This is a genomic window from Mycobacterium sp. SMC-14 (genome assembly GCF_046250075.1).
Classification (GTDB): Bacteria; Actinomycetota; Actinomycetes; order Mycobacteriales; family Mycobacteriaceae; genus Mycobacterium.
Genome location: NZ_CP176429.1, coordinates 3,559,630 through 3,584,165 on the forward strand (window position 1 = coordinate 3,559,630; position 24,536 = coordinate 3,584,165).

Sequence of the window (24,536 nt, forward strand, 5' to 3'; positions counted from 1 at the left end):
CGGCGGCTACCGAAAGTCCCGGGAGCGCGAACTCACAGTCAACTCAAGGGCGCCCAGCCGGTCGGCCAGCACGGTGACCGCCCCGCTGGCGTTCTGCACCCGTCCGCGGATCAGTAGTGCCGTCGCGGTCTGCGCCAGCCGTCGATGCCGAGCCCACACCCCCGGTGTGCACAGCACGTTGACCATCCCGGTCTCGTCCTCGAGGTTGACGAAGGTGACCCCCCGAGCGGTCGACGGCCTTTGCCGGTGCGTCACCGCCCCGGCCACCAGCACCCGGGTGCCGTCGGGAACCGCGGTCAGCCGCACGGCCGGAATCACCCCGAGCGCATCGAGGTCGGCGCGCAGGAACTGGGTCGGGAAGCTGTCGCAGGAGACCCCGGTGGCCCAAACGTCGGCAGCCGACAACTCGATCTCGCTCATCCCGGGCAGGGCCGGGGTATGCGTCGCGACCCCCACCCCGGGCAGCCGGTCCGGCCGCTGCCCCGCCGCTGCGCCGGCCGTCCACAGCGCCTCCCGGCGTGACACGCCGAAACCGGCGAACGCGCCGGCCGTCGCCAGCGCCTCAGTCTGGGGCACTGAAAGTTGAACCCGCGCAGTCAGGTCCAGCATCGAAGCGAATGGGCCATGGGCCTCGCGGTCGGCCACCAACCGCTCGGCGAGGTCGGTACCGATGCCACGGACGGCACCCAGCCCCAGCCGTACCTGCGTTCCGGCTTCGGCCAGCGTGGCGTGCGCCAGACTGGCATTGACGTCTGGGCGATGCACAACGACTCCGTGCCGGCGGGCGTCGGCGACCAGCGACTGCGGAGAATAGAAGCCCATCGGCTGGGCCCGGAGCAGCGCGGCGCAGAACGCCGCCGGGTAGTGCAGCTTGAACCAGGCCGAGTAGAACACCAGCGATGCGAAGCTCATCGCATGACTCTCCGGAAATCCGTAGTTGGCAAAGGCTTCCAGCTTCTCGTAGATTCGCATCGCCACCTCTCCGGTGATGCCGTGGCACTGCGCCATGCCGGAGTAGAACCGGTCGCGCAACCGGCGCATCCGCTCCGGTGACCGCTTGGAGCCCATCGCACGGCGCAGTTGGTCGGCTTCGCCCGCGGTGAACCCGGCACAGTCCACCGCCAGCGTCATCAACTGTTCTTGAAACAGCGGAATTCCCAAGGTTTTCTCCAGCGCCCTGGCCATGCACGGATGCTCATAGGTCACCGGGTCGATACCGTTGCGGCGGCGAATATAGGGATGCACCGATCCGCCTTGGATCGGCCCGGGGCGGATCAGCGCCACCTCCACCACCAGGTCATAGAACACCCGTGGGCGCAGCCTCGGCAGGGTGGCCATCTGCGCGCGCGATTCCACCTGAAATACCCCGACGGTGTCGGCGCGCGCCAGCATCTCGTACACCGCCGGCTCGGACAGGTCGATCGCGGCCAGGTCCACCTTGACGCCGCAATGCTGCGCCACCAGGTCGATCGCATAGTGCAGCGCCGAGAGCATCCCCAGCCCCAGCAGGTCGAATTTCACCAAACCGATTGCCGCGCAGTCGTCTTTGTCCCACTGCAGCACGCTTCGTCCAGGCATCCGGGCCCATTCCACCGGGCACACGTCGGCGATCGGGCGGTCACAGATCACCATGCCGCCGGAGTGGATGCCCAGATGTCTGGGCAGGTCGGCGACCTGGTTGGCCAGCTCGATCACCTGTTCGGGGATGCCCTGAAGATCAGAGTCCTCCCGGCCGGGCGAGCCCCATCGGCTCAACTGCTTGCTCCAGGCGTCCTGCTGTCCCGGTGAATAGCCCAGCGCGCGGGCCATGTCCCGCACGGCACTGCGTCCCCGGTAGGTGATGACGTTGGCCACCTGGGCGGCGTGATCTCGGCCGTATTTGTCGTAGACGTACTGGATCACCTTTTCACGCTCATCCGACTCGATGTCGATGTCGATGTCGGGCGGGCCGTCGCGGGCCGGAGACAGAAAGCGCTCGAACAGCAGTCCGTTGGCCACCGGATCCACCGCGGTGATACCGAGGGCGTAGCAGACCGCGGAGTTGGCCGCCGATCCCCTGCCCTGGCACAAGATGTCGCTGCGCCGGCAGAACTGGGTGATGTCGTGTACCACCAGGAAATATCCGGGAAAACCAAGCTGGGCAATGACTTCCAGCTCACGCTCGATCTGGGCGTAAGCGGCCGACATGCGCCCGGGCGGGCCGTAGCGCCCCACCGCGCCGTCCAGGGCCAGCCGCCGCAGCCAGCTGTCCTCGGTGTGACCGTCCGGGACGGCAAACGGCGGCAGCCGTGGGGCGATCAGCGCCAGCGGAAAGGCGCACTGTTCACCGAGTTCGGCTGCCGCCGGCACGGCCGCCGGATGCGCCGCGAACAATCGGGCCATCTCGGCGCCGGACCGCAGATGCGAGCCGCCCAGCGGAGCCAGCCGGCCGGCGGCGGCGTCCAGCGACTGGCGGGCGCGCACCGCACCCAGCGCCATCGCCAGCCGGCCCCGATCCGGTCGGGCGAAGTGCGCGCCGGTGGTGGCCACCAGCCCCACCCCGAACCGGGGCGCCAAACCGGCCAGCGCCGCATTGCGCTCGTCGTCGCACGGATCGGAGTGCCGGGTCAGCTCCACACTGACTCGCCCGGCCCCGAATCGGTCCACCAGATCGGCCAGCGCGGCGGCGGCCGCATCCGGGCCGCCGGTGGCCAGCGCGTGACGGACGTGCCCCTTACGGCAGCCGGTCAGGATGTGCCAGTGCCCGCCCGCCGCCTCGGTCAGCGCATCCAGATCGAAACGCGGCCTGCCCTTCTCGCCGGCCAGGTGCGCGGCGGCGATCTGTCGCGACAACCGCCGGTAGCCCTCCGGGCCGCGGGCCAGCACCAGCAGGTGCGGGCCGGGCGGGTCCGGGTCGTCGGTGCGCGCCACCCTCCCCAGCGACAACTCGGCGCCGAAGACGGTGGCCATATCCAGCTCGGCCGCCGCCTCAGCGAACCGCACCACCCCGTATAAACCGTCGTGATCGGTCAGCGCGATCGCCCGCAGGCCCAGCCGGGCAGCCTCGGCGACCAGCTCCTGCGGGTTGCTGGCCCCGTCCAGAAAGCTGTACGCCGAGTGCGCGTGCAGCTCGGCATAAGGCACTGTCCGCCCAGCCGGCCGCAGCGACTCGACCTGCGGGGACGACGAGCCGTGATCCGTCGACACACCGGCGGCAATACCGGTGTGACGAGGCTTACCATCTAGAACACGTTCCATTTCCGCCCAGCTCGGCGGCCCGCTACCCCAGCCCACACCCCCCAAGATATCGAACATATGTGCGAAACACCCTGGGAAGGGTGTGAAAAAGAACTTTGATGCACTAATCTGTGTCAGTTCCGGCACGATGCGAAAGGGCCACTGCTTTCATGTTCGGCGCTCTCAGACGCGCGTGGTTACCCCTGCTCATCGTTGTAGTCGTCGCGGTAGGGGGGTTCACCGTGCAGCGAGTCCGCGGCTATTTCGGAGCCGACGACAGCGGCAATGGGACTGTCCCGTTCGAGGACACCAAGCCGTTTCACCCCAAAGTCGTGGTCTACGACATCTTCAGCCCGGACGGCACCTACGCCGACATCAACTATCTGGACCTCGATGCCACCCCGCAGCGGATCGACGGCGCCAGCCTGCCGTGGTCGCTGACCCTGTCGACCACCAACCCGGCGGTGAGCCCCAACATCGTCGCCCAAGGTGACGGCGCCACCATCGGCTGCCGCGTCACCATCGACGGCGTCATCAAAGAAGAAAGAATCGCCACCGGCCCCGTGAGCGCCCAGACCTTCTGCATTGTGAAATCCGCATGAGCAAGCACACCAGCGACGAGACCCCGACCGACACGCTGCCGGCCACGCAGCCGCCGCCCAAGCGCGGCGGTATCCCGGCGTGGATCCGCCGGCTCGCGGTGCCCATCATCCTGGCCTGGTTGGCGATCACCGTCCTGGTGAACGTCATCGTGCCGCAGCTCGACGAGGTCGGGAAGATGCGCGCGGTCTCGATGGCCCCCCGCGACGCTCCGTCGATGATCGCGATGATGCGCATCGGCAAGGTGTTCGACGAGTTCAAATCGGACAGCTCGGCGATGGTGGTCCTCGAAGGCGACCAGCCGCTCGGCGACGACGCGCACAAGTATTACGACCAGCTGGTCACCAAGATGGAGGCCGACCACACCCACGTCGAGCACATCCAGGACTTCTGGAGCGACCCGCTGACCGCGGCGGGGTCACAGAGTCCGGACGGCAAAGCCGCCTACGTTCAGGTGTATCTGGCCGGAAACATGGGCGAGACCCTGGCCAACGAGTCGGTCGAGGCCGTCCAGCAGATCATCGCCGACACTCCGGCGCCCGAGGGGGTGCACGCCTACGTCACCGGCGGGGCCGCCCTCAACGCCGATCAGCACATCGCCGGCGACAAAAGCCTGAAGATCATCACCGCGCTGACGTTCGTGGTGATCATCACGATGTTGCTGTCCATCTACCGTTCTATCGGCACCGTGCTGTTGGTGCTGGGCATGGTGGTCTTCGAGCTGAGCGCTGCCCGCGGTGTGGTGGCCGTGTTGGCCTACTACAACATCATCGGCCTGTCGACGTTCGCGGTGAACCTGCTGGTGACACTGGCCATCGCCGCCTCGACGGACTACGCGATCTTCCTGCTGGGCCGTTATCAAGAGGCCCGCGCGCTCGGCGAGGACAAAGAATCGGCCTTCCACACCATGTATCACGGCACCGCGCACGTGATCCTGGGCTCGGGTCTGACCATCGCCGGTGCGACCTTCTGCCTGCACTTCACTCGACTGCCCTACTTCCAGTCGCTGGGCGTTCCGCTGGCGATCGGCATGTTGGTCATCGTGCTGGCCGCCCTCACCTTCGGCTCGGCGGTCGTTGCGGTGGCCAGCCGCTTCGGCATGCTGGAACCCAAGCGGGCGATGCGAATCCGCACCTGGCGGCGGATCGGCGCGATGATCGTGCGCTGGCCGGGGCCGGTGCTGGTGGCCACCACGGCGGTCTGCCTGATCGGCCTGCTCACGCTGCCGGGGTACAAGACCAACTACAACGACCGGCAGTATCTGCCGGACTACGTGCCGGCAAATATCGGCTACGCAGCCGCGGACCGGCACTTCTCCCAGGCCCGGATGAGTCCGGAACTGCTGATGATCGAGACCGACCACGACCTGCGCAACCCGGCCGACTTCCTGGTGATCAACCGAATCGCCAAGCGGGTGTTCGAGGTTCCGGGTATCGGGCGGGTGCAGACCATCACCCGGCCGCTGGGCACGCCGATCGAGCACACCACGATCCCGTTCGCGATGAGCATGCAGGGCACCACCCAGCAGCTGAACATGAAGTACCAGCTCGACAGCATGAAGAACATGCTCAAGATGGGCGACGACATGGCGGTCTCGATCGAGAGCATGAAGCAGATGCTCGAGGTCACCCGCGCGATGTCGGAGACCACCCACAGCATGGACCTCAAGATGCACCACATGCTCGATGACATCCAGCGGATGCGCGACTCCATCGCCGACTTCGACGACATGTGGCGCCCGATGCGCAGCTACTTCTACTGGGAGCCGCACTGCTTCGACATCCCGATCTGCTGGTCGATCCGGTCGATCTTCGACGTGATGGACGGCCTCGACCAGATGACCGAGGACTTCGAACAGGTGCTCCCCGACATCGACAACCTCGACCGACTTATCCCGCGGATGCTCGAGATCATGCCGCCGATGATCGAGACGATGTCGAACATGCGGACCACCCAGCTGAAGATGCAGTCCACCATGGAGGGCCTGCAGCTTCAGATGGAGAAGATGATGGAAGGCCAGAACGCCATGGGCAAGGCGTTCGACGACTCCAAGAACGACGACTCGTTCTACCTGCCGCCCGAGGCGTTCGACAACCCCGACTTCAAGCGCGGCATGAAGATGTTCCTGTCCCCCGACGGGCACGCGGTGCGGTTCATCATCAGCCATGAGGGCGACCCGATGTCGCCGGAGGGCGTCTCGCATATCGCGCCGATCAAGCACGCCGTGCACGAAGCACTCAAGGGCACCCCGTTGGAGGGCTCCAAGGTCTATCTCGGCGGCACCGCGGCCATGTTCAAGGACATGAAGGACGGGTCGGCCTACGACCTGATCATCGCCGGCATCGCCTCGCTGTGCCTGATCTTCATCATCATGCTGCTGATCACCCGGGCCGTGGTGGCCTCGGCGGTGATCGTCGGCACGGTGCTGCTCTCGCTAGGCACGTCGTTCGGTATCTCGGTGCTGATCTGGCAGCACATCATCGGCCTGGACCTGCACTGGATGGTGCTGGCGATGTCGGTGATCATCCTGTTGGCGGTGGGTTCGGACTACAACCTGCTGCTGGTCTCCCGGATGAAGGAAGAGCTGCACGGCGGACTCAAGACCGGCATCATCCGCGCCATGGGAGGCAGTGGTTCCGTGGTCACCTCGGCGGGTCTGGTGTTCGCGTTCACCATGATGTCGATGCTGGTCTCCGACCTGCGCGTGATCGGTCAGGTGGGTTCCACCATCGGACTGGGTCTGCTCATCGACACCCTGGTGATCCGCTCGTTCATGACGCCGTCGATCGCCGCGCTGCTGGGCCGTTGGTTCTGGTGGCCGCAGCGGGTGCCGTTGCGGCCGAGTCCGGTGGCGCAGCAGGCCGTGGCACGGGCGAGCGAGCCGGCGTCGGTCAGCTGACGCCGACCGTTATGACGGCGGGCGGACGACGACCACCGGTGTGTGCGCCGACTGCACCACCGCCTGGCTGACCGAGCCCAGCAGCATGCCGGTGAAGCCGCCGCGGCCGTGGCTTCCCACCACCACCAGCTGAGCCTGCTGGGATTGGTCGACGAGTTGGTCGGCCGGTCGGTCATCGACGACCACCCGGCGCACGGTGACGTCGGGGTAGCGCTCCCGCCAGCCCGCCAACCGCTCGGCCAGGGCCAGTTCACCTTCCGAGGCCATCGCCGCGGTGTCGATGCCGGGGAAGTCCATCAGGCCGGTGTCATGCCAGGCATACACCGCGACCAGTTCCACCCCGCGCAGCGAGGCCTCTTCGAACGCCAGCGCCGTTGCGGCCTCCGACACCGGGGACCCGTCGATACCGACGACCACCGGCGCGGTGTCGGGACGCAGATGGTCTTCGTGAATGACCACGACCGCGCAGTGGGCGTGACGCACCAGCGACGAGCTGACCGAGCCGAGCAACAGCCGGCGCATCCGCCCGTGCCCGCGCGACCCGACCACCAGGCGGGCGGCCTCGCGACTCATCTCCACCAGCATCGGCACCGTGGAACCCACGACGGTCTCGGCGGCGACCCGCGTCGCGCCGGCCGCCTCGGCGATCTCGACGGCCTCACGCAGGTGGTGTTCGCCCTGGTCACGCTGCCACTCGGTGTAGCCGGGCGGCATCGGTGTCTCAGGGAACGTCATCACCACCGGGGAGGCCAGCACGTGCACCAGGGTGAGCGGCAAGTTGTGCAGCGCGGCGTCACGCGCCGCCCAGTCGACGGCCGCTACCGACGACGGCGATCCGTCGACACCGACCAGGATTCCGGGAGTGGACGACATCGGGGCTCTCCTTGTGTTCGGGGAACTCTCTAGACCCCTACTACGCTAATCGGAGCGCGGCTGTGGCACCGTGGTGGACATGGTTGGCATGTCGGTCACGATCGACCCGCGCCGGCATGACGCGGTGCTGTTGCGGCTCGACGGTGGTGCCGACACGGCGGCACTGACCGAACGCCTGCGAGAGGCCGGCGTGCGGGTGGCCGCGGTGGGCTCCGACAGTTCCGTCGCCGAACTGGTGACTGCCGCCGCCGGGTTAGCGGTACGGCCGGGCCGCTGCGTGGTGCTCACCGACTCCGAATCGGGGGTAATCGCCGCTCGCAGTGCTGGATTCGCCCTGGTGATCAGTGTGGCGCGCGATGGCGGTGACGCAGTGGTGGCTGACGCGAGCGCGGTGCAGGTGCGAACCGGCGACCGGCCGATGTCGGCGTTGCCGGATGCGATGACGGCTGCGGAGTTGCGCGGCCTCGATCACCCGGCGGTGTTCTTCGACTTCGACGGGACCCTCTCAGACATCGTCGACGATCCCGACGCGGCCCGGCCGGTGGCCGGCGCGGTGGATGCGTTGGCCGCGTTGGCCGCCCAATGCCCGGTCGCGGTGCTGTCCGGTCGCGACCTGGCCGATGTGCGGACCCGGGTGGGGCTGGACGGGATCTGGTATGCGGGCAGCCACGGCTTCGAGCTGATCGGGCCGGACGGCTCACACCACCAGAACGACGCCGCCGTCGATGCCGTGCTGGTGCTGGCCGCCGCGGCCGGCTCGCTCACCGAGCAACTCGGCGCGATCCCGGGAATCATGGTGGAACACAAGCGCTTCGCCGTCGCCGTGCACTACCGCAACGCCGCCAGGGATCGGGTCGGCGAGGTACTGGCGGCGGTGCGCGAGACCGGCCGGCGCCGCGGGCTGCGGGTCACGACCGGGCGCGAGGTGATCGAGCTGCGTCCCGAGATCGACTGGGACAAGGGCCGTACGCTGCACTGGCTGCTGGATCGGATGACCGGGGTGGCCGCACCACTGTTTCTCGGCGACGACATCACCGACGAGGACGCATTCGACGCGGTTGCCGAACTGTCGGGCGCCGGAATAGTGGTGCGGCACAACGACGACGGCGACCGCGCGACCGCGGCGCGCTATGCACTGGAGAGTCCGGCGCAGGCGGCCGAGTTCACCGCGCAGTTAGCCAAGCACCTGGCCGGCTGAGCGCACCGCCGGTCACGGCCCGAAGATCGGGCCCGGGCCCCACAGCGGTCCGGGGCCGCCGATCGGCCCCGGACCGCCGGTGAGCAGGCTGGCCAGCACGATGACACCCAACACCGTCCCGACGACCAGTAGCCAGGGCCGCCAGGCCGCCGGGTTGTCGTCATCTGCCCGGCGGTGGGTGCCCAGCCAGTAGGCCAGGGCAGCCACCGCCGCGAGCAAAAGCACCATCATCATGACCGGATCACCGCGATGGCCCGGGCGGTCCCGCCGGCCCCGCCGGAGGCGGAGGTCCCCACGCCGGAGGCGGCGGCGGTGTGCCCGGCCCCGGCGGGGGCGGCGCCTTCCACGCCGGAGGGGGCGGCGGTCCCCACGCCGGAGGTGGCGGGGCCCCCCATGCCGGAGCCGGCGGAGGTCCCGGCGGCAACGGAGGGGGTGGCGGCGCCGGCCAATGAGGAGCCGGAGCCGCAATCGACGCCGGCATAGGGGGCACCGGCCCCGGCCCGAGGCCTATCAGCCCGGCGCAGCCCGCCACGGCCGATCCGCCGACGATCAGGCCCCCGACACCGGCTGCGACCGTGGCGAACCAGGGTCGCTTGATCAGCCGTCGCGCCGGCCCCTCGGGCGTGGGTGTCGGGCTGGGGATCGAGGTCGACGGTTCGACCTGTTCGGATTCAGTCATGGTCTCCTCCGTGCGTCGTCGTGCACTGCTGTCAGACCCCACGCTGCGAGGCCACGCTGAAGCGCAGCTGAAAACATCCGCCTGGGCCCGGTTTGCTCAGCCCCGCTTCAGTAATCGGGCGGTCACAATGGCAAGGTGCACAACAGCGCACCCCGGGTGCTGGTGGTAGAGGATTCCGACGCGATCCGCGAGACCCTCGTGGTGGCGCTCGCCGACGCCGGATTCGTCAGCGGCGGGCGGGTCGACGGGCGCGGTCTGGAAGACGTGCTACCGGCATTCCGCCCGGACCTGGTGGTGCTCGACGTGATGCTGCCGGGCCGAGATGGATTCACCCTGATCGACGTGGTGCGCGACTACGGCGACACCGGCATCATCCTTCTCACCGCCAAAGATGCACTCGACGACCGCCTGCGCGGGCTGGACACCGGCGCGGACGACTATGTGGTCAAGCCATTCGAATTGGCCGAACTACTGTCCCGTATCGCAGCGGTGCTACGACGGCGTGGACGAGTGCCATCTGCGATTCAGGTCGGCGACTTGGTGGTCGATCTGGAAGCCGGCGTAGTGAGCCGTGCCGGTGCAGTACTGGAGCTGACCGGCACCGAACTCAAGTTGCTCGGCTATCTCGCCGAACAGCGTGGCCGGACAGTGAGCAAGGACCGGATCCTGGCGGCAGTGTGGGGCTACGACGCTTACGACGCCAACCTCGTCGAGGTTTACGTCAGCGGTCTTCGCCGCAAACTGGAGGCCCACGGCCCTCGAATGCTGCACACCGTCCGCGGTGTTGGCTATCGGCTGGCGGCCGCCCGTCCATGAGCACTCCTACGCCATCGCTGCGCCGGCGGGCGACTACGGCCACGGTCGGCGTGATCGCTGCACTGTTGGTGGTGCTCGGCGTGGCCGGCGACCAGCTGCTCGGTGCACAACTGGGCCGTGACCTCCGGGCGCGGCTCGACGACACCGCTGTTCGTGCCGCGAATCTGGTCGAGGCCGGGGTGAGTCCCGCAGCTCTCGTCACCCAGTTGCAAGGACACGACATCCGCGTCCAGGTGATCGACCAGGACGGCACTGCCTTCGGCGATCTGACTCTCCGGCCCGCGCCTCCGCCTCCACCGCCACCTCGTCATCGCCCCCCGCCCCCGCCCGGGGGGCCGCCACCTCCACCCCCACCACCGCCTCATCACCCACCGCCTCATCACCCAGCGCTCGGCGGGCCCCCTCCTCCACCCCCGCCCGGCCAGTGGACCAGCACCACGGTGACCCGCCTGCTGCCGGACGGCTCGACGCTCACCCTGGTGGCGGACACCTCGGGAATCACGGCGCGCCATTCGGAGCTGCGGTACGACCTGCTCGTGGGCGGCGCGATCGGGCTCGGATTGGTCGCGTTGCTCGTCGGCCTGGCCGCTGCCCAGGCACTGGCCCCGCTGCAACGGATGACCGCGACGGCGCTGCTGATCGCCCACGGCGACCGGGGCCGTCGACTGCGCCCGGATCGGCCGCAAACCGAGCTCGGGCAGGCTGCCGCCGCGTTCGACAGCATGCTCGACGCGCTGGAGACCGCCGAGAGTGACGCCCGCCAAGCCGCGGATGCCGCGCAGCGGGCCGAGGCGAATACCCGCCGGTTCCTCTCCGACGCCGCACACGAGTTGCGCACCCCGATCGCCGGGATACAGGCGCTGGCACAGCAGCTCGCCACCGACACCGGAAACGCCGCGCGTCGGCGTCGCTTCGCAACGCTGCTGACGGGCGAAACCCGCCGCGCGGCTCGGCTGGTCGGTGACCTGCTCGATATCGCGCGCATTGACGCCGGGGTGGCCCTGCGCTGCGAAGACGTTGACTTAGTCGAGATCGCAGCCGCCGAAGTCGACCGTGCCGCCATGCTGGCACCCCACCTGGACGTTCACCTCAGCGGGGACGTGCCGCTACCGGTCCATGCCGACCCGCAACGCATCGCGCAGATCCTGTCCAACCTGCTGGACAACGCCTGTCGGCACGCCCCTCAGGGCGGCGAGATCATCGTGCGCACCGGCCGCCGCAAGCACAACGCCGAGGTAACCGTCGTCGACACCGGCCCGGGCGTCCCGGACTCCGACCGCGAGCGGATCTTCGATCGGCTGGTCCGCCTCGACGACGCGCGCAATCGCGACTCCGGCGGAGCCGGTCTGGGCCTGTCGATCGCCAGAGCACTGGCACAGGCGCATCATGGCAGCCTCGAATGTCTGCCCAGCCAGACCGGTGCGGCATTCCGGCTCAGCCTGCCCCTGGCACCCGGTGAGAGCGCTGACTAGAAGCGTCAGTCCTGGTATTCCACCGCGCCGTCGTCGAGCACCACTCGCGGGTTGGCGCCGTCGGGACCGGCCGCCTCGGTGCGGAACACCGCCTTGCCCGGCTCGGTCCGCCAGATCGAGGTGGTCAGCGTCTCCCCCGGGAACACCGGGTCGGTGAACCGCGCCGAGATGGCGCCCACCCGGCTGGCGTCGCCGCCACCAAGCTCGGCGACCAGGGCACGACCGGCGAAACCGTAGGTGCACAGCCCGTGCAGGATCGGCTTGGGGAAGCCGGCCAGCGTGGTGGCGAACCACGGGTCGCTGTGCAGTGGATTGCGGTCGCCGGAAAGCCGATACAGCAGCGCCTGGTCGTCCCGGGTCGCGTACGCGACGCGTGAATCCGGTTGCGTGTCGGGGATCTGCGGCGCGACCGCCCGTCGCCCGGGTTCCCCGCCGAAGCCACCGGCCTTGCGGATGACCAGGGTGGTCAACGTCTCGACGATCAGTTCGGAGGTCTTCGAATCGGTGCCACGCGCCCGCAGCATGACGACGGCGTTCTTGCCCTCGCCCTTGTCCTGGATGTCAGCCACCTCGGCCACCACCTGCAGGCTTCCGGCGGGCGGCAGCGGGGCGAACAGTCGCACCTCTTGGGAGCCGTGCAACAGCAGCGCCGGGTTGAACGTGCCGATCTTGCCGACGGCCGCAAAGCCCATGCAGCAGATGACGGCGTAGGTGGGCAACACCTGCTGCGGGATGTCGTGACTGTTCTCGGTGGTGAATGCCAGATCGGCTGTTCCGGCGCCGACCCCGAGCGCGTAGAGCATGGTGTCGCGCTCGGTCCATGCGAACGGCATCGGGTCAGCGGTCGCGCCAATGGCCGTCGGATCCAGTGCCACGGATTCTCCTTCACCAGGGACGAATGGGCCCCCACCATTTCAGCAGAACCGGTCGCGTCAGCGCCATCCACACGGCAGGCTGTCGGCATGGGGAAGCACATCTGGGACCGCACCGGCACGCTGTTCGCACTGCTGGCGGCGGCGCTGGCCGCGGTCGTGGTGCTCAGCGGCTGTTCGGGGACACCGCACCCGCGCAACATCACCCTGACGCTGGTCCGGCACGCGGAATCCGAAGCCAACGCCGCCGGAATCCTCGACACGTCGGTGCCCGGCCCGGGACTGACCGACAAGGGCCGCGTCCAGGCTCAGGAAATCGCAGATCAGCTCTCCCGCGGCCACCACGACGGTGTCTACGCCTCGTCGATGGTGCGCACTCAGCAGACCGCCGCCCCGCTGGCCCGCGAACTCGGCCGGCAGGTGCAGATCCTGCCGGGCCTGCGGGAGATCAGCGCCGGCTGGTTCGGCGACAAGCCCCGATCGGTGGCCAATTCGGCGTATTGGCTTGCCCCGCAGGCATGGCTGCACGGTGACCGGACCGCGGCCATCCCCGGCTCGATCGACGGCAACCAGTTCAACGACGAGTTCGGCGCCGCGATCCAGCAGATCTACGACTCCGGCGACACCAACCCGGTGGCGTTCGCACACGGGGCGTCGATCGCGACGTGGACCCTGATGAATGTCAAGAACCCCCGCGATGAACTGTTGATCGACCATCCACTGCCCAACCTCGGCAAGGTGGTGATCACCGGCAACCCGGCCACCGGCTGGAAACTGCTGGATTGGGACGGAATTCGCGCATTCTGACCTCAGGCGCCGATGAGCACGTCTGACGGCTCCGATGCCCCGGCCGGTTTGACCGACACCGGACGCGTAGAGGCGTTCAGCGACGGCGTCTTCGCGATCGCGGTGACCCTGCTGGTGCTCGACCTCAAGGCACCCGAGCACGCCCCCGGTCAGCTGCTGGAGGGTCTGATCCGGCAGTGGCCGGCCTACCTCGGCTACCTCGCGTCGTTCGGCTACGTCGCGGTGATCTGGCTCAACCACCACCAGGCGTTCACCGCGATCAAACAGGTCAACAAGGGCGTACACCTGGCCAACATCGCGCTGCTGTTCACCACGGCGCTCATCCCCTTTCCGACCGCGGTGCTCTCCCGCGCGTTCATCGACGGCGCCGACGCCCACGACGCCCGTACCGCCGTGGCCCTGTACGCCGGCATTCTGGCGGCCATGTGCGCGAGTTGGCTGCTGCTGTTCGACCAGGTCGGCCGATGCCCCGACCGGCTGGCCGCCGACGAGACGGATCCGCGCGTGTTCGCCGCGCAACGGTTCCGGTCGATGACCGGGATCGTCGCCTACCTGGTGGCGGGCGCGATCGGCGTCGTGTGGTCGCCCCTGCTGGCACTGGCGGTGTTCGTCGTGATGCCGGCGTTCTACGCAATCAATATCCCGGGCATCGGACGGCGAGACTCAACTCACCATTGACGTAGCCGACCCGAGCGACCACCATGACCGCATGCGTTATGTCGTTACCGGCGGTACCGGGTTTATTGGACGGCGAGCGGTGGCCCGAATTCTGGAGCACAGTCCCGATGCGCAGGTGTGGGTGCTGGTGCGGCGCGCGTCGCTGGGCCGCTTCGAAGCCCTGGCCTCTCAGCACGGACATGCGTGGGACGAGCGGGTGAATCCGCTGGTCGGCGACCTGACGGAAGAGAACCTCGGGTTGACCGACTCGGTGCTCGCCGAACTGGGCGACATCGATCACGTGCTGCACTGCGCGGCCATCTACGACATCACCGCCGGTGCGGCCGAACAGCAAGCAGCCAATGTCGAGGGCACTCGCGCGGTGATCGGGCTGGCGCGACGGCTCAACGCCACCTTGTCGCATGTGTCGTCGATCGCGGTGGCCGGCGACTTCGCCGGCGAGTTCACCGAAGACGACTTCGACATCGGCCAGAAGCTGCCGACCCCGTATCACCAGACCAAGTTCGAGGCCGAAGCGCTGGTGCGCTCGGCACCGGGACTGCGCTACCGGGTGTACCGGCCGGCGGTGGTGGTGGGTGATTCCCGCACCGGCGAGATGGACAAGGTCGACGGGCCGTACTACTTCTTTCCGCTGCTGGCCAAGCTGGCGGCGCTGCCCCGGCTCAGCCCGATGGCGGTGCCGGACACCGGACGCACCAACGTCGTTCCGGTCGACTACGTCGTCGATGCGCTGATCGAGTTGATGCACGCCGACGGATATGACGGGCGCACCTTCCACCTCACCGCGCCGCGCTCCATCGGGCTGCCCGACATCTACCGGGCCGTTGCCCGAGAGGCCGGGCTTCCGCCGCTGCGCGCCACGCTGCCCGGGGCCGTGGCGGCGCCGGTGCTCAACGTCCGCGGACTGGCCCGGGTGTGGCGCAACATGATGGCCACCCAGCTGGGCCTTCCCGCCGAGGTGCTCGACCTGGTGAACCTGCGACCGACGTTCGTCGCCGACGCCACCCGCGCGGCGCTGGGCGGTAGCGTCCGGCTGCCCGAGTTCGCCGACTACGCACCGGGGCTGTGGCGGTATTGGGCGCAGCATCTGGATCCCGACCGCGCCCGCCGTGACGATCCGGCCGGGCCCCTGGTCGGGCGGCACGTCATCATCACCGGGGCGTCCAGCGGGATCGGCCGGGCCTCTGCGATCGCCGTGGCCGAGCGCGGCGCCACGGTGTTCGCGCTGGCCCGCAGCGCCGGCGCCCTCGACGAGCTGGTGGCCGAGATCCGCGCCGAGGGCGGACAGGCGCACGCATTCAGCTGCGACGTCACCGATTCGGCGTCGGTCGAGCACACAGTCAAGGACATCCTGGGCCGATTCGGCCACGTCGACTACCTGGTCAACAACGCCGGCCGGTCGATCCGCCGCTCGGTGGTGAACTCCACCGACCGGCTGCACGACTACGAGCGCACGATGGCGGTCAACTACTTCGGTGCGGTGCGCATGGTGCTGGCGTTGCTGCCGCACTGGCGGGAACGCCGGTTCGGGCATGTCGTCAACGTCTCCAGCGTGGGGGTACAGGCGAACAGCCCCAAGTACAGCGCGTACGTGCCCACCAAGGCGGCGCTGGACGCGTTCGCCGACGTGGTGTCGACCGAAACCCTGTCGGACCACATCACGTTCACCACCATCCACATGCCGCTGGTGGCCACCCCGATGATCGCGCCGACCGGAAAACTGGTGCCGATGGGGGCGATCAGCGCCGAACACGCGGCGGCCATGGTGGTACGCGGCCTGGTCGAGAAGCCGGACCGGATCGACACCCCGTCGGGCACGCTGGGCCAGGCCGGCAACTACTTCACACCCCGGCTGTCGCGCCGGATCCTGCACCAGCTTTACCTTGGCTATCCGGACTCGGCCGCCGCGCGCGGCGTGACACCGACCGAAGCCGTTGCGGCGCACCCGACTCGACGCCGACCGAAGCGGCCGGCGCGGGCGATCCCGCGGGTGCGGGTGCCTCGCCCGGTCAAGCGGGCGGTGCGGTTGGTTCCGGGCGTGTACTGGTGAGCCTGCCCTCGTGACGCTGCCCGTCTTCGCCGACTTCGACACCGGCGTCGACGACGCGGTCGCACTGGTGTACCTGCTGGCCAGCCCGGATGCCGAACTTGTCGGGATCGCGTCGACCGGCGGAAACGTTGCGGTGCAACAGGTCTGCCACAACAACCTGGCGTTGTTGGAACTGTGCGGGACGACCGGAGTCCCGGTGTCGCGGGGCGCCGAAGTGCCGTTGAACGGCCCGGCCCACACCGCGGAGAACATCCACGGGCCGCAGGGGCTGGGGTACGCCGAGTTGCCGCCCGGCACCGGACAGCTCACCGGATACGACGCCGCCGCAGCCTGGGTCGCCGCCGCACGGGAACACCCGGGGCAGTTGATCGGATTAGCCACCGGCCCGCTGACCAATCTGGCATTGGCACTGCGGACCGAACCCGCACTGCCCACACTGCTGCGTCGGCTGGTGATCATGGGCGGCGCGTTCTCCGGTGACCGGTCCGGCTGGGCCGAGTTCAACATCGGATTCGATCCGGAGGCGGCCGCGCAGGTGTTCACGGCGTGGGGAGCAGTTGCACCGCAACGGCTCCCGATCGTGTGCGGCCTGGATCTGACCCGGCACATCGCGATCACGCCGGCGATCCTGGCGCGGCTGGCCGCACCGAACCGCCGCATAAACCCGGCGGTTCAGCGAGGCTCGACGAAGGAGAGGCGAAGCATCAACCCGATGGTCCGGATGCTCAACGACGCGCTGCGGTTCTATTTCGAGGCACACGAGGCGCGCGGCTACGGCTATCTGGCGTATCTGCACGACCCGCTGGCCGCGGCGGTCGCGCTGGAACCCACGCTGGTGACGACCCGCCCGGCTGCGGTGCGGGTCGAGCTTGCGCCCGGAGACACACGCGGGAGGACGATCCCCGACTGGGATGCCGCACAGCCCAACGCGCTGATCGGGGTGGGCGTCGACCCGGCGGCGTTCTTCGACCGGTTCGTGCAGCGGGTCAGCGCATTCGCCGGCGCTCTCCCACCGAACGTGTACTGAGGGCGATTTCGGAGCCGACTTCTCGTCCTGAGTACACGTTCGGCGCGGGGACTCCGATCGGGCAATTGACCCGGTTCACTCGTACACCCCCTCCAGATACCACCGCCGCAGCCGGTAGCACAGCAGCAGCGCCTGCCCGGGTGCCGCACTTCCCGACGCGTTCTCCAGCAGCGCCTGAACCCGGGCGGTGCGCCCGGAGCCCGGCCCCTCCCGCTGCGAGTCCCACCACCGCTCGTCGACCGGCCAGGGGCCGGCCCACCAGCGCAGCCGATCGTCGCGGCCCCGGGCGACCAGCCACGCCGGGTCGGCAGAGAAGAATCCCCGGCCCGTCACCCGGATCGGATTGCGTTCGGCGTCAAGCAGTTCCACCGGGTCGTCGAGCAGTACCGCCGGCGACGGCTCGGGGAGCCGGCCGGGCCACGGCTGGCGCGGGTCGGCCAGCGGCACCGGCTCATCCCCCAGCGGGGTCAAGGTGATGCGCTCCGCGGGCCCGCGGCCGCCGGAGAGCACCGGCACCCGCACCGCTTCGGGGCCGAGCAAGCCCTGCACCCGTACCAGGGCACGGCGGGCACGCAACCGGTCCTCCTCCCCGAGGCCACCCCACAGCGGCAACTGCAGCGCCTCGGTCGCCGAGAGCACCTCCACCGGCTCCAGCCGCAACAGCGTCACCGGACCGGTCGGCCGGTCGGAGCCGACGCGGCTGTTCAGCCAGCCATCCAGCTGCCAACGCACCCGATCCGCGGTGGCGTCCTCGGTCAACGGCTCGGCGCACCGCCACACCCGGGTCAGCTCTTCCCCGGTGTCGGTGACGGCGTGAATGGCCAGCCGGGTGCAGCCGACCCCGGCGGCCATCAGCGTCCGGTGCAACACACCGGCCAGCGAGCGGCCGGCGAACGCCGCAGCGTCGACCCGGTCGATCGGCGGATCGCAGTGCAGCACGGCCTCGAGATCCGGCGTGGGTTCCCGCCCGGACGGCCCACGTTCCGGCTCGGCGCGGGCGAACCGGTGCGCGGTGAGCGCGTCGGGGCCGAACCGCGAAGTGACATCCGGACGAGGTAGCGCCGCGAATTGCCCGATGGTCCGAATACCCAAGCGCCACAACAAATCGACCAGGCCGTCACGCCCCGGCCCGGACAGGCTGGGCTCGGCGGCCAGCTGACGGATCGACAGTGCCGACAGGAACCGGGCGTCTCCCCGAGGCGGCACCACGGCGCCGGCACGCGCGGCGAGCACCGCGGTGGAGAGCCCGTCGGCGATCCCGACCTGGCATTCGACGTCGGTCGCGGCCACTGCGTCGACGAGACGTTCGGCGGCTTGCTCCTCGGAGCCGAAGGCCCGCACCGCACCGCGCACCGACACCACCAGCAGTCCGGGCCGCAGCACCTCGGCGGCCGGCATCAGTTCGTCGACCGCAGCCAGGACCGGCTCGAACAGCCGGGCATCACGATCGGTGTCGGCGGCCACCACGTGCAGTGCCGGACAGCGCGCCGCCGCTTCTCGGCGCCGCAGCCCGCGCCGCACCCCCGCCGCACGGGCGCCCGCCGAGCAGGCGATCACCCGGTTGGCCAGGGTGACCGCAATCGGTGCGGTGGCCGGCAGCCCCGCCGCGGCCGCCGCGGCAACCGCGGGCCAGTCCATGCACCACAGCGCCAGTACTCGAGAGTCGGCCATGAGAGGACTCGCTACCCGGCCCTGGTTCGACCGGCCACGCGTCCGGCAGCCCGAACCTCGAGCCGCACCGCGCCGATCCGGCCGAACCCGGACATAGCGCCGCAGCCCGTCATCTTGTCGCCTACGGTCTCGTAGCCGCTCACCCGAGCGTCCAGCTGCAGCGCCGCGCCCTGCCAGGTGCCGCCGGAGACCAGCAGGGCACAGCCCCGCTGACGGGCGCGGGCCAGCACCACCCGGGTGCGTGCCGGCGGCACCGATCGGCCGCCCAGTCCGAGCACCACCAGATCCATGCCGTCCATCAGCACCGCGGCCACCTCCACCGGGTCGTGGCCCGGGTCGGGAATCACCGCGAGCCGGCTCAGATCGGCGCCCATCTCGGATGCGGCCAGCAGCCCGAGGTCCGGCTGACCGACGATGGCCGCATTACCCCCGGCCGCCGTCACCGTGGCCACCATGCTCAGCATCAGCGAGCGGGCCCCCGAGAGCACTGCCACCGTGCCACGCGGCAGTCCGACGGGCAGCACCTCGGCCAGCAGCGACGGGACCGGCAGCACCGAGTCGGCGGCCGGGGCCGCCGGAGAGGTCGCCGCCGACGGTCCGGCCCCCCGCCGGCCCGCACCCACCTTGCCCGCCACCGCCGCCATCTGCCGACGCAGTTGTTCCAGCTGGTCGGCGCGATTTTCTCCGGAGCTATGACGTTGCCCCAAGTCCACTGCCGCCGTCATGATCGCCTCCGGAAAACACTCGAATATGTTCGAAACTATGTTCGATTGACCCGAGTGAACACTCCCCCACCGACAACCGTCAAGCCGGATCTCCCGGCGGCGCATCAACGGCCTCGCGCGCCCCATCAGCACCGCCGCCAAGGCTGTCAGCCACCAGGGTTGGTACATAGTTCAAAATATGTAACACTGTTCCGCATGACCCAATCCGTGGAGTCCGACGCGGCTACCGACGCCCTGCCGTTGGGGCCGCAATCCCTGGTGTGGCGCTACTTCGGCGACAACCGGATGTTCTTGATCGGGCCGCGGCCCGCGGTGCTGCAGAACATGCTCGCCGAACTCGGCCAGGGCGTGCTGGATCACTCGGTGTTCTTCACCGACACCGCCGCCCGCATCAAACGTTCCCTGCCGCCGATCTTCATGACCGTCTACGGCGCCGAGTCCGACAACCCTGGCCAGCAGGTACGCGACTTCCACCGTGGCATCAAGGGGACGATGCCCGACGGAAGCCGGTATCACGCCCTGGATCCCGAGACCTACTTCTGGGCGCACGCCACCTTCGTCGAGCAGGTGCTGTACTTCGCCGACACCTTCGTCAAGCGGCTGACCCCCGCCGACAAGGAGCGGATCTACCTCGAATCGAAGACCTGGTATCGCCGCTACGGTGTCAGCGACCGGGCGATGCCGGCCGACTATGCCGAGTTCGAGCGCTACTGGAATCAGATGCTGGACAAGGTTCTCGTCGACCACCCGACCGCCAAGTACGGCGTCGGCTATGTCACCAAGGGCTTCCCCTGCCCCAAGGGGATGCCGCCGGCGCTGTGGCGGGCGATCTCGGTGGTCTTCAATCCGCTCGCGGCGTTTCTCACCACCGGCGGTATGCCGCCGAGCACCCGTGCCCAACTGGGCCTGCCGTGGAGTGCTCGACAAGAGCGTCGCTATCAGCGGTTCGCTGCGGCCTGTCGGTCGCGGCCGGTCAACTGGGCATGGGATCATTTGCCGATGCGACTGCGCTACAACCAATTCGCCTATGCCGGCTACACCCGGGACTGACTCGGCGACCACCGCCATCCTCGATGCCGCGGTCGTCGAGTTCGAGCAGCATGGCTTCCGGCGGGTCGCACTCGACGACGTCGCTCGCCGCGCCAAGGTCAGCCGCACCACCATCTACCGCCGGTTCGCCGGCCGCGATGAGCTGGTCGCCGCGGTCATCGACCGGGAGAATGCCGCGCTCTACGACGAGATCGCGGCCGAGCTGAAAAGCTCTGGCGCCCAATCGAATTACTATGTCGAGGCGTTCACCTCGGCGATCATGCAGTTTCGCCGGCATCGGGTGCTCAACCGGATGATCACCGACGAGCCGGCACTGGCCCTGGAACTGGGCCGACGGCACTACGACGCGATCGTGGACCGGATGTCCGAAGCGCTGCGGGTGATCTTCCCGGCCGGGTTCGCCGAACGCATCGGCCCGCAGGTGGTCACCGAACTGGCCGACACCATCCTGCGATACGCGGCGCTGGCACTGTTATTGCCGTCGCGCGAACCGTTGGATTCCGCCGAGGACATCCGAACGTTCGCGACCGTGCATTTTCTGCCCAGCCTTCCCGCGGCGCTGCGCGCAATGCCGGTGTAGGGCACTTCAAAACCCCACTCGGTCAGAGAGCCGCACCGACCCCCATCGAGGCGGCTACCTCGGGCATGTAGCGCTCCGCCAGCAAGGTCGCGATGGCCTCGACATCGCTGGCCAGCGGATACATGTGGCGATACTGCAGAACCTGTTTGCCGATCAGCCCAAGCCGCTCGGTGAACGTCGGCATGCGGCCCGGATCCAGCAACGGCGTGTTGAACGGCGCGCAGTCGGAGCGCTGAAACTCAAAAGCCGCGCTGATCCGCGGCGCGGCCCCGAGACGGCTGCCGCGCCCGCCCCAGTGCAGCACTGCCTGATTCCAGGCGAACATGGTGCCGGCCGTGGCGGGCAACGCCCGAACGTCCTGCACATTGCGGACCACGGTGTTGTCCGGCCCGTCCCATCGACGCTGGACGAAACGATCGTCGAGATGGGCGGGCAGCACGTACATGCATCCGTTCAGCGGGGTGGCATCACTGAACGGAAGCCACACAGTCAACGTCCGCGGCGAGTTGTCGTCGTCAAGCGTCCCGATCACCCGGTCGCGGTGCGGGCCCCAGCCCACGGCGTTATCGCTGGGATTGACGTGCCAGACCCAAAAGTCGGGCAACGCCTGATACCCCTCGCCCATCACGCTGGTGAGGAACTCCGAAAGCCCCTGGAAAGCCAGCCACAGCTCGTCATAGACGAAGGCGAAAGCCAGTGGGATTCCTTGCTGGAACAGCGTCGACACCCCCGCGCGAATGGGCGCGATGGCCGCTTCCGGCAGGGCGTCGGGGACCTGGACGTAGCCCTCGCGCTTCAGGTTGGCCAGCTGGGTATCAAGCTCACCGACTGCAGCGGACGGGCGGGCGCCCCCGGCTTCTATCGACATTCCCGGGCACAGCTGCGCCCAGAATTCGCGACGCTGGACGTCGGCAGCCGAAAACGCAGCAATCATCGTGGCTACTCCCACTCAATAGTGCCGGGGGGTTTGCTGGTGACGTCCAACACTACGCGGTTGACCTCGGGAACCTCATTGGTTATCCGGGTTGAGATCCGCTCCAGCACCTCGTATGGCACCCGAGTCCAGTCGGCGGTCATGGCGTCCTCGCTGGACACCGGCCGCAGCACGATCGGATGGCCGTAGGTGCGGCCGTCGCCCTGCACCCCTACCGAACGGACATCGGCCAGCAGCACCACCGGGCACTGCCAGATCTGGTGGTCCAGTCCGGCGGCGGTCAACTCCTCGCGGGCGATCGCATCGGCCGCCCGCAATGTCGCCAGCCGCGGTCCGGTGACCTCGCCGACGATCCGGATGCCCAGCCCGGGGCCCGGGAACGGTTGGCGGGCAACGATCTCCTCCGGCAGTCCCAACTCGCGTCCGACCGCGCGCACCTCGTCTTTGAACAGCAGCCGCAGCGGCTCGACGAGGCTGAACTTCAGGTCGTCGGGCAGCCCGCCGACGTTGTGGTGACTCTTGATGTTCGCGGTGCCGGTACCCCCGCCGGATTCCACCACGTCCGGATACAGCGTGCCCTGGACCAGGAACTCGACATCGTGGTCTCCCAAGGTGTCTCGCACCGCACCCTCGAAGGCCCGGATGAACTGGCGCCCGATGATCTTTCGCTTGCCTTCGGGATCGGACACCCCCGACAGCGCGTCCAGGAACACCGCTTCGGCATCCACGGTGACCAGCTTGGCCCCGGTGGCGGAGACGAAGTCGTTCTGCACCTGCTCGCGTTCCCCGGCGCGCAACAACCCATGGTCGACGAAGACACACGTCAGCCGGTCACCGATGGCACGCTGGACCAGCGCCGCGGCCACCGCGGAGTCCACCCCGCCGGACAGTCCGCAGATGGCGTGGCCGTCGCCGATCTGTTCGCGCACCTGCTCGATCAGCGCATCGGCGATGTTGGCGGGCGTCCAGGTCGCGTCGATGCCGGCGAACTCATGCAGGAACCGGCTGAGCACCCGCTGCCCGTACGGGGTGTGCAGCACCTCGGGGTGGTACTGCACCCCGGCCAGTCGGCGGGCACGGTTCTCGAACGCGGCCACCGGAGCACCCGCGGTACCGGCCACCACGGTGAACCCGTCCGGCGCGGCGGTCACCGCGTCGCCGTGGCTCATCCACACCGGCTGAGTGCCCGGCAGACCCGAGTGCAGTTCCCCGCCGGTCACCGTCAGTTCGGTGCGGCCGTACTCACTGGTCCCGGTGTGCTCGACGGTGCCGCCCAGCGCGGCCGCCATGGCTTGAAAGCCATAACAGATGCCGAACACCGGAATGTCGAGATCAAACAGCGCTGGATCGAGCTGGGGGGCGCCCTCGGCGTAGACGCTGGCCGGTCCACCGGACAGCACGACCGCCAGCGGATCGCGCGCGGCGATCTCTTCGACGGTCGCGGTGTGCGGGAGGACCTCGGAGAACACCCGCGCCTCCCGAACCCGGCGGGCGATCAATTGGGCGTACTGCGCGCCGAAGTCGATGACCAACACGGGGCGAGAAGATGGTGATGACACGCAAAGAGTGTAGTGGCGGCAAAAGTCAGCCGAGCCGACGGCGGGCATGGTGAAGTGGAGGCACACCGGATCGCCGGAGGGAGAACACGTGCTGGGTCTGCCCGAAACGGTGCGTGCCTGCCTGTTCGACCTCGATGGAGTGCTTACCGACACCGCAAGCGTGCACACCCGCGCCTGGAAATCCATGTTCGACGCCTACCTGTCGGCGCGTGCCGAACGCACCGACGAGCCGTTCGTGCCGTTCGACCCCGAAGGTGATTACCGGCGCTTCGTCGACGGCCGCAAACGCGACGATGGAGTGCGCGCGTTTCTGGCCAGCCGCGGCATCACCCTGCCCGACGGCACCGATGACGACCCGCCCGACGCCGAAACCGTGCACGGCCTGGGCAACCGCAAGAACGAGGCGTTCCGGGTGACGTTGCAGGCCGACGGGGTGGAGGTGTTCGAAGGGTCCCGGCGCTACCTGACGGCGGTCACCGATGCCGGCCTGGCCACTGCGGTGGTGTCGGCCAGCGCCAACGCCGGTGCAGTGCTGGCGCTCACCGGTCTGGAGCGCTTCATCGGCGAACGGGTCGACGGCGTGACGCTGCGCACTGAACACATCGCGGGAAAGCCCGCGCCGGACTCGTTCCTGCGGGCGGCGCAGCTGCTCGGTGTCGCCCCCGCCGCTTCCGCGGTGTTCGAGGACGCGCTGTCGGGGGTGGCGGCCGGCCGAGCCGGTGGGTTCGGCTTCGTGGTGGGCGTCGACCGGGTGGGCCAGCGCGACGACCTACTGAGCCACGGCGCCGACGTCGTCGTGACCGATCTGGCGGAACTGATGTGAAAGCGGG

The 24,536-nt window shown here is 68.9% G+C and carries 21 protein-coding genes; 12 read left to right on the top strand and 9 right to left on the bottom strand.

All coding sequences use genetic code 11. The features are described from left to right. Positions 1-6 precede the first annotated feature (6 nt). On the bottom strand, positions 7-3,273 hold the full coding sequence (locus ACKY0W_RS16910; RefSeq protein ID WP_409437828.1) for an error-prone DNA polymerase: 3,267 nt from the start codon (positions 3,271-3,273) through the stop codon (positions 7-9). 113 nt (positions 3,274-3,386) lie between these two features. Here ACKY0W_RS16910 and ACKY0W_RS16915 point away from each other — a divergent pair, with 113 nt between their 5' ends. After that, positions 3,387-3,818: an MmpS family protein gene (locus tag ACKY0W_RS16915; protein WP_409435015.1), complete on the top strand. Its 432-nt coding sequence runs from the start codon at positions 3,387-3,389 to the stop codon at positions 3,816-3,818. Further along, positions 3,815-6,715, top strand: a complete 2,901-nt coding sequence (locus ACKY0W_RS16920) for an RND family transporter (RefSeq protein ID WP_409435016.1) — start codon at positions 3,815-3,817, stop codon at positions 6,713-6,715. The genes ACKY0W_RS16915 and ACKY0W_RS16920 overlap by 4 nt, the downstream gene beginning before the upstream one ends. Positions 6,716-6,724: 9 nt before the next feature. Here ACKY0W_RS16920 and ACKY0W_RS16925 read toward each other — a convergent pair whose 3' ends face one another. Further along, positions 6,725-7,588, bottom strand: coding sequence for a universal stress protein (locus tag ACKY0W_RS16925; RefSeq protein ID WP_409435017.1), 864 nt, complete (start codon positions 7,586-7,588; stop codon positions 6,725-6,727). A gap of 88 nt (positions 7,589-7,676) precedes the next feature. Here ACKY0W_RS16925 and otsB point away from each other — a divergent pair, with 88 nt between their 5' ends. Continuing rightward, the gene (otsB, locus tag ACKY0W_RS16930) at positions 7,677-8,786 is read left to right on the top strand and encodes a trehalose-phosphatase (protein ID WP_409437829.1); all 1,110 of its coding nucleotides are present in this window, start codon (positions 7,677-7,679) and stop codon (positions 8,784-8,786) included. A gap of 12 nt (positions 8,787-8,798) precedes the next feature. On the opposite strand, the gene ACKY0W_RS16935 is transcribed toward otsB, so the two are convergent. Together ACKY0W_RS16935 and ACKY0W_RS16940 are read right to left on the bottom strand one after the other, a co-directional pair. Continuing rightward, positions 8,799-9,020, bottom strand: coding sequence for a hypothetical protein (locus tag ACKY0W_RS16935; RefSeq protein WP_409435018.1), 222 nt, complete (start codon positions 9,018-9,020; stop codon positions 8,799-8,801). After that, positions 9,017-9,181 (bottom strand): hypothetical protein, encoded by a 165-nt coding sequence (locus ACKY0W_RS16940; RefSeq protein ID WP_409435019.1) that lies wholly within the window; start codon positions 9,179-9,181, stop codon positions 9,017-9,019. Before ACKY0W_RS16940 ends, ACKY0W_RS16935 begins: the two co-directional genes overlap by 4 nt. A 419-nt stretch (positions 9,182-9,600) precedes the next feature. On the opposite strand from ACKY0W_RS16940, the gene ACKY0W_RS16945 reads away from it, so the two are divergent. Continuing rightward, positions 9,601-10,281 carry a response regulator transcription factor gene (locus ACKY0W_RS16945; RefSeq protein ID WP_409435020.1) on the top strand — a complete coding sequence of 227 codons (681 nt, stop codon included), beginning with the start codon at positions 9,601-9,603 and terminating at the stop codon, positions 10,279-10,281. Further along, positions 10,278-11,753 (top strand): ATP-binding protein, encoded by a 1,476-nt coding sequence (locus tag ACKY0W_RS16950; protein WP_409435021.1) that lies wholly within the window; start codon positions 10,278-10,280, stop codon positions 11,751-11,753. Before ACKY0W_RS16945 ends, ACKY0W_RS16950 begins: the two co-directional genes overlap by 4 nt. A 5-nt stretch (positions 11,754-11,758) precedes the next feature. Here ACKY0W_RS16950 and ACKY0W_RS16955 read toward each other — a convergent pair whose 3' ends face one another. After that, positions 11,759-12,628, bottom strand: a complete 870-nt coding sequence (locus ACKY0W_RS16955) for a MaoC/PaaZ C-terminal domain-containing protein (RefSeq protein ID WP_409435022.1) — start codon at positions 12,626-12,628, stop codon at positions 11,759-11,761. Positions 12,629-12,715: 87 nt separating this feature from the next. Here ACKY0W_RS16955 and ACKY0W_RS16960 point away from each other — a divergent pair, with 87 nt between their 5' ends. The 4 genes from ACKY0W_RS16960 to ACKY0W_RS16975 are packed head-to-tail and all read left to right on the top strand — an operon-like array spanning position 12,716 to position 17,187. Then, a complete protein-coding gene (locus ACKY0W_RS16960) occupies positions 12,716-13,432 on the top strand; it encodes a histidine phosphatase family protein (RefSeq protein ID WP_409435023.1) in 717 nt (238 codons plus the stop codon). 12 nt (positions 13,433-13,444) lie between these two features. Continuing rightward, a complete protein-coding gene (locus tag ACKY0W_RS16965) occupies positions 13,445-14,110 on the top strand; it encodes a TMEM175 family protein (RefSeq protein ID WP_409435024.1) in 666 nt (221 codons plus the stop codon). Positions 14,111-14,141: 31 nt separating this feature from the next. Next, positions 14,142-16,160: an SDR family oxidoreductase gene (locus ACKY0W_RS16970; RefSeq protein WP_409435025.1), complete on the top strand. Its 2,019-nt coding sequence runs from the start codon at positions 14,142-14,144 to the stop codon at positions 16,158-16,160. A gap of 10 nt (positions 16,161-16,170) precedes the next feature. Then, positions 16,171-17,187 (top strand): nucleoside hydrolase, encoded by a 1,017-nt coding sequence (locus tag ACKY0W_RS16975; RefSeq protein ID WP_409435026.1) that lies wholly within the window; start codon positions 16,171-16,173, stop codon positions 17,185-17,187. Between the two features lie 75 nt (positions 17,188-17,262). Here the strand turns inward: ACKY0W_RS16975 and ACKY0W_RS16980 are convergent, their stop codons facing one another. Together ACKY0W_RS16980 and ACKY0W_RS16985 are read right to left on the bottom strand one after the other, a co-directional pair. Then, positions 17,263-18,858 carry a DNA polymerase Y family protein gene (locus tag ACKY0W_RS16980; RefSeq protein ID WP_409435027.1) on the bottom strand — a complete coding sequence of 532 codons (1,596 nt, stop codon included), beginning with the start codon at positions 18,856-18,858 and terminating at the stop codon, positions 17,263-17,265. An 11-nt stretch (positions 18,859-18,869) separates the two neighbouring features. Further along, positions 18,870-19,583: a hypothetical protein gene (locus tag ACKY0W_RS16985; protein ID WP_409435028.1), complete on the bottom strand. Its 714-nt coding sequence runs from the start codon at positions 19,581-19,583 to the stop codon at positions 18,870-18,872. A 195-nt stretch (positions 19,584-19,778) separates the two neighbouring features. Between ACKY0W_RS16985 and ACKY0W_RS16990 the strand changes: the two genes are divergently transcribed. Then, positions 19,779-20,633: an oxygenase MpaB family protein gene (locus ACKY0W_RS16990; protein ID WP_409435029.1), complete on the top strand. Its 855-nt coding sequence runs from the start codon at positions 19,779-19,781 to the stop codon at positions 20,631-20,633. Then, on the top strand, positions 20,611-21,213 hold the full coding sequence (locus tag ACKY0W_RS16995) for a TetR/AcrR family transcriptional regulator (RefSeq protein ID WP_409435030.1): 603 nt from the start codon (positions 20,611-20,613) through the stop codon (positions 21,211-21,213). The genes ACKY0W_RS16990 and ACKY0W_RS16995 overlap by 23 nt, the downstream gene beginning before the upstream one ends. A gap of 22 nt (positions 21,214-21,235) precedes the next feature. Here ACKY0W_RS16995 and ACKY0W_RS17000 read toward each other — a convergent pair whose 3' ends face one another. Continuing rightward, positions 21,236-22,147: a phytanoyl-CoA dioxygenase family protein gene (locus ACKY0W_RS17000; protein ID WP_409435031.1), complete on the bottom strand. Its 912-nt coding sequence runs from the start codon at positions 22,145-22,147 to the stop codon at positions 21,236-21,238. A gap of 5 nt (positions 22,148-22,152) precedes the next feature. After that, positions 22,153-23,706, bottom strand: coding sequence for a glutamine-hydrolyzing GMP synthase (guaA, locus tag ACKY0W_RS17005; protein ID WP_409435032.1), 1,554 nt, complete (start codon positions 23,704-23,706; stop codon positions 22,153-22,155). A gap of 46 nt (positions 23,707-23,752) precedes the next feature. Between guaA and ACKY0W_RS17010 the strand changes: the two genes are divergently transcribed. Then, positions 23,753-24,529 (top strand): beta-phosphoglucomutase family hydrolase, encoded by a 777-nt coding sequence (locus tag ACKY0W_RS17010; RefSeq protein WP_409435033.1) that lies wholly within the window; start codon positions 23,753-23,755, stop codon positions 24,527-24,529. Positions 24,530-24,536: the final 7 nt, after the last annotated feature.

Coding starts and splice junctions, on each gene's coding strand:
- ACKY0W_RS16915 (WP_409435015.1), top strand. CDS start 3,387: ATGTTCGGCGCTCTCAGACGCGCGTGGTTACCCCTGCTCATCGTTGTA.
- ACKY0W_RS16920 (WP_409435016.1), top strand. CDS start 3,815: ATGAGCAAGCACACCAGCGACGAGACCCCGACCGACACGCTGCCGGCC.
- ACKY0W_RS16925 (WP_409435017.1), bottom strand. CDS start 7,588: ATGTCGTCCACTCCCGGAATCCTGGTCGGTGTCGACGGATCGCCGTCG.
- otsB (WP_409437829.1), top strand. CDS start 7,677: ATGTCGGTCACGATCGACCCGCGCCGGCATGACGCGGTGCTGTTGCGG.
- ACKY0W_RS16935 (WP_409435018.1), bottom strand. CDS start 9,020: ATGATGATGGTGCTTTTGCTCGCGGCGGTGGCTGCCCTGGCCTACTGG.
- ACKY0W_RS16940 (WP_409435019.1), bottom strand. CDS start 9,181: ATGGGGGGCCCCGCCACCTCCGGCGTGGGGACCGCCGCCCCCTCCGGC.
- ACKY0W_RS16950 (WP_409435021.1), top strand. CDS start 10,278: ATGAGCACTCCTACGCCATCGCTGCGCCGGCGGGCGACTACGGCCACG.
- ACKY0W_RS16960 (WP_409435023.1), top strand. CDS start 12,716: ATGGGGAAGCACATCTGGGACCGCACCGGCACGCTGTTCGCACTGCTG.
- ACKY0W_RS16965 (WP_409435024.1), top strand. CDS start 13,445: ATGAGCACGTCTGACGGCTCCGATGCCCCGGCCGGTTTGACCGACACC.
- ACKY0W_RS16970 (WP_409435025.1), top strand. CDS start 14,142: ATGCGTTATGTCGTTACCGGCGGTACCGGGTTTATTGGACGGCGAGCG.
- ACKY0W_RS16980 (WP_409435027.1), bottom strand. CDS start 18,858: ATGGCCGACTCTCGAGTACTGGCGCTGTGGTGCATGGACTGGCCCGCG.
- ACKY0W_RS16985 (WP_409435028.1), bottom strand. CDS start 19,583: ATGACGGCGGCAGTGGACTTGGGGCAACGTCATAGCTCCGGAGAAAAT.
- ACKY0W_RS16990 (WP_409435029.1), top strand. CDS start 19,779: ATGACCCAATCCGTGGAGTCCGACGCGGCTACCGACGCCCTGCCGTTG.
- ACKY0W_RS16995 (WP_409435030.1), top strand. CDS start 20,611: ATGCCGGCTACACCCGGGACTGACTCGGCGACCACCGCCATCCTCGAT.
- ACKY0W_RS17000 (WP_409435031.1), bottom strand. CDS start 22,147: ATGATTGCTGCGTTTTCGGCTGCCGACGTCCAGCGTCGCGAATTCTGG.
- ACKY0W_RS17010 (WP_409435033.1), top strand. CDS start 23,753: ATGGTGAAGTGGAGGCACACCGGATCGCCGGAGGGAGAACACGTGCTG.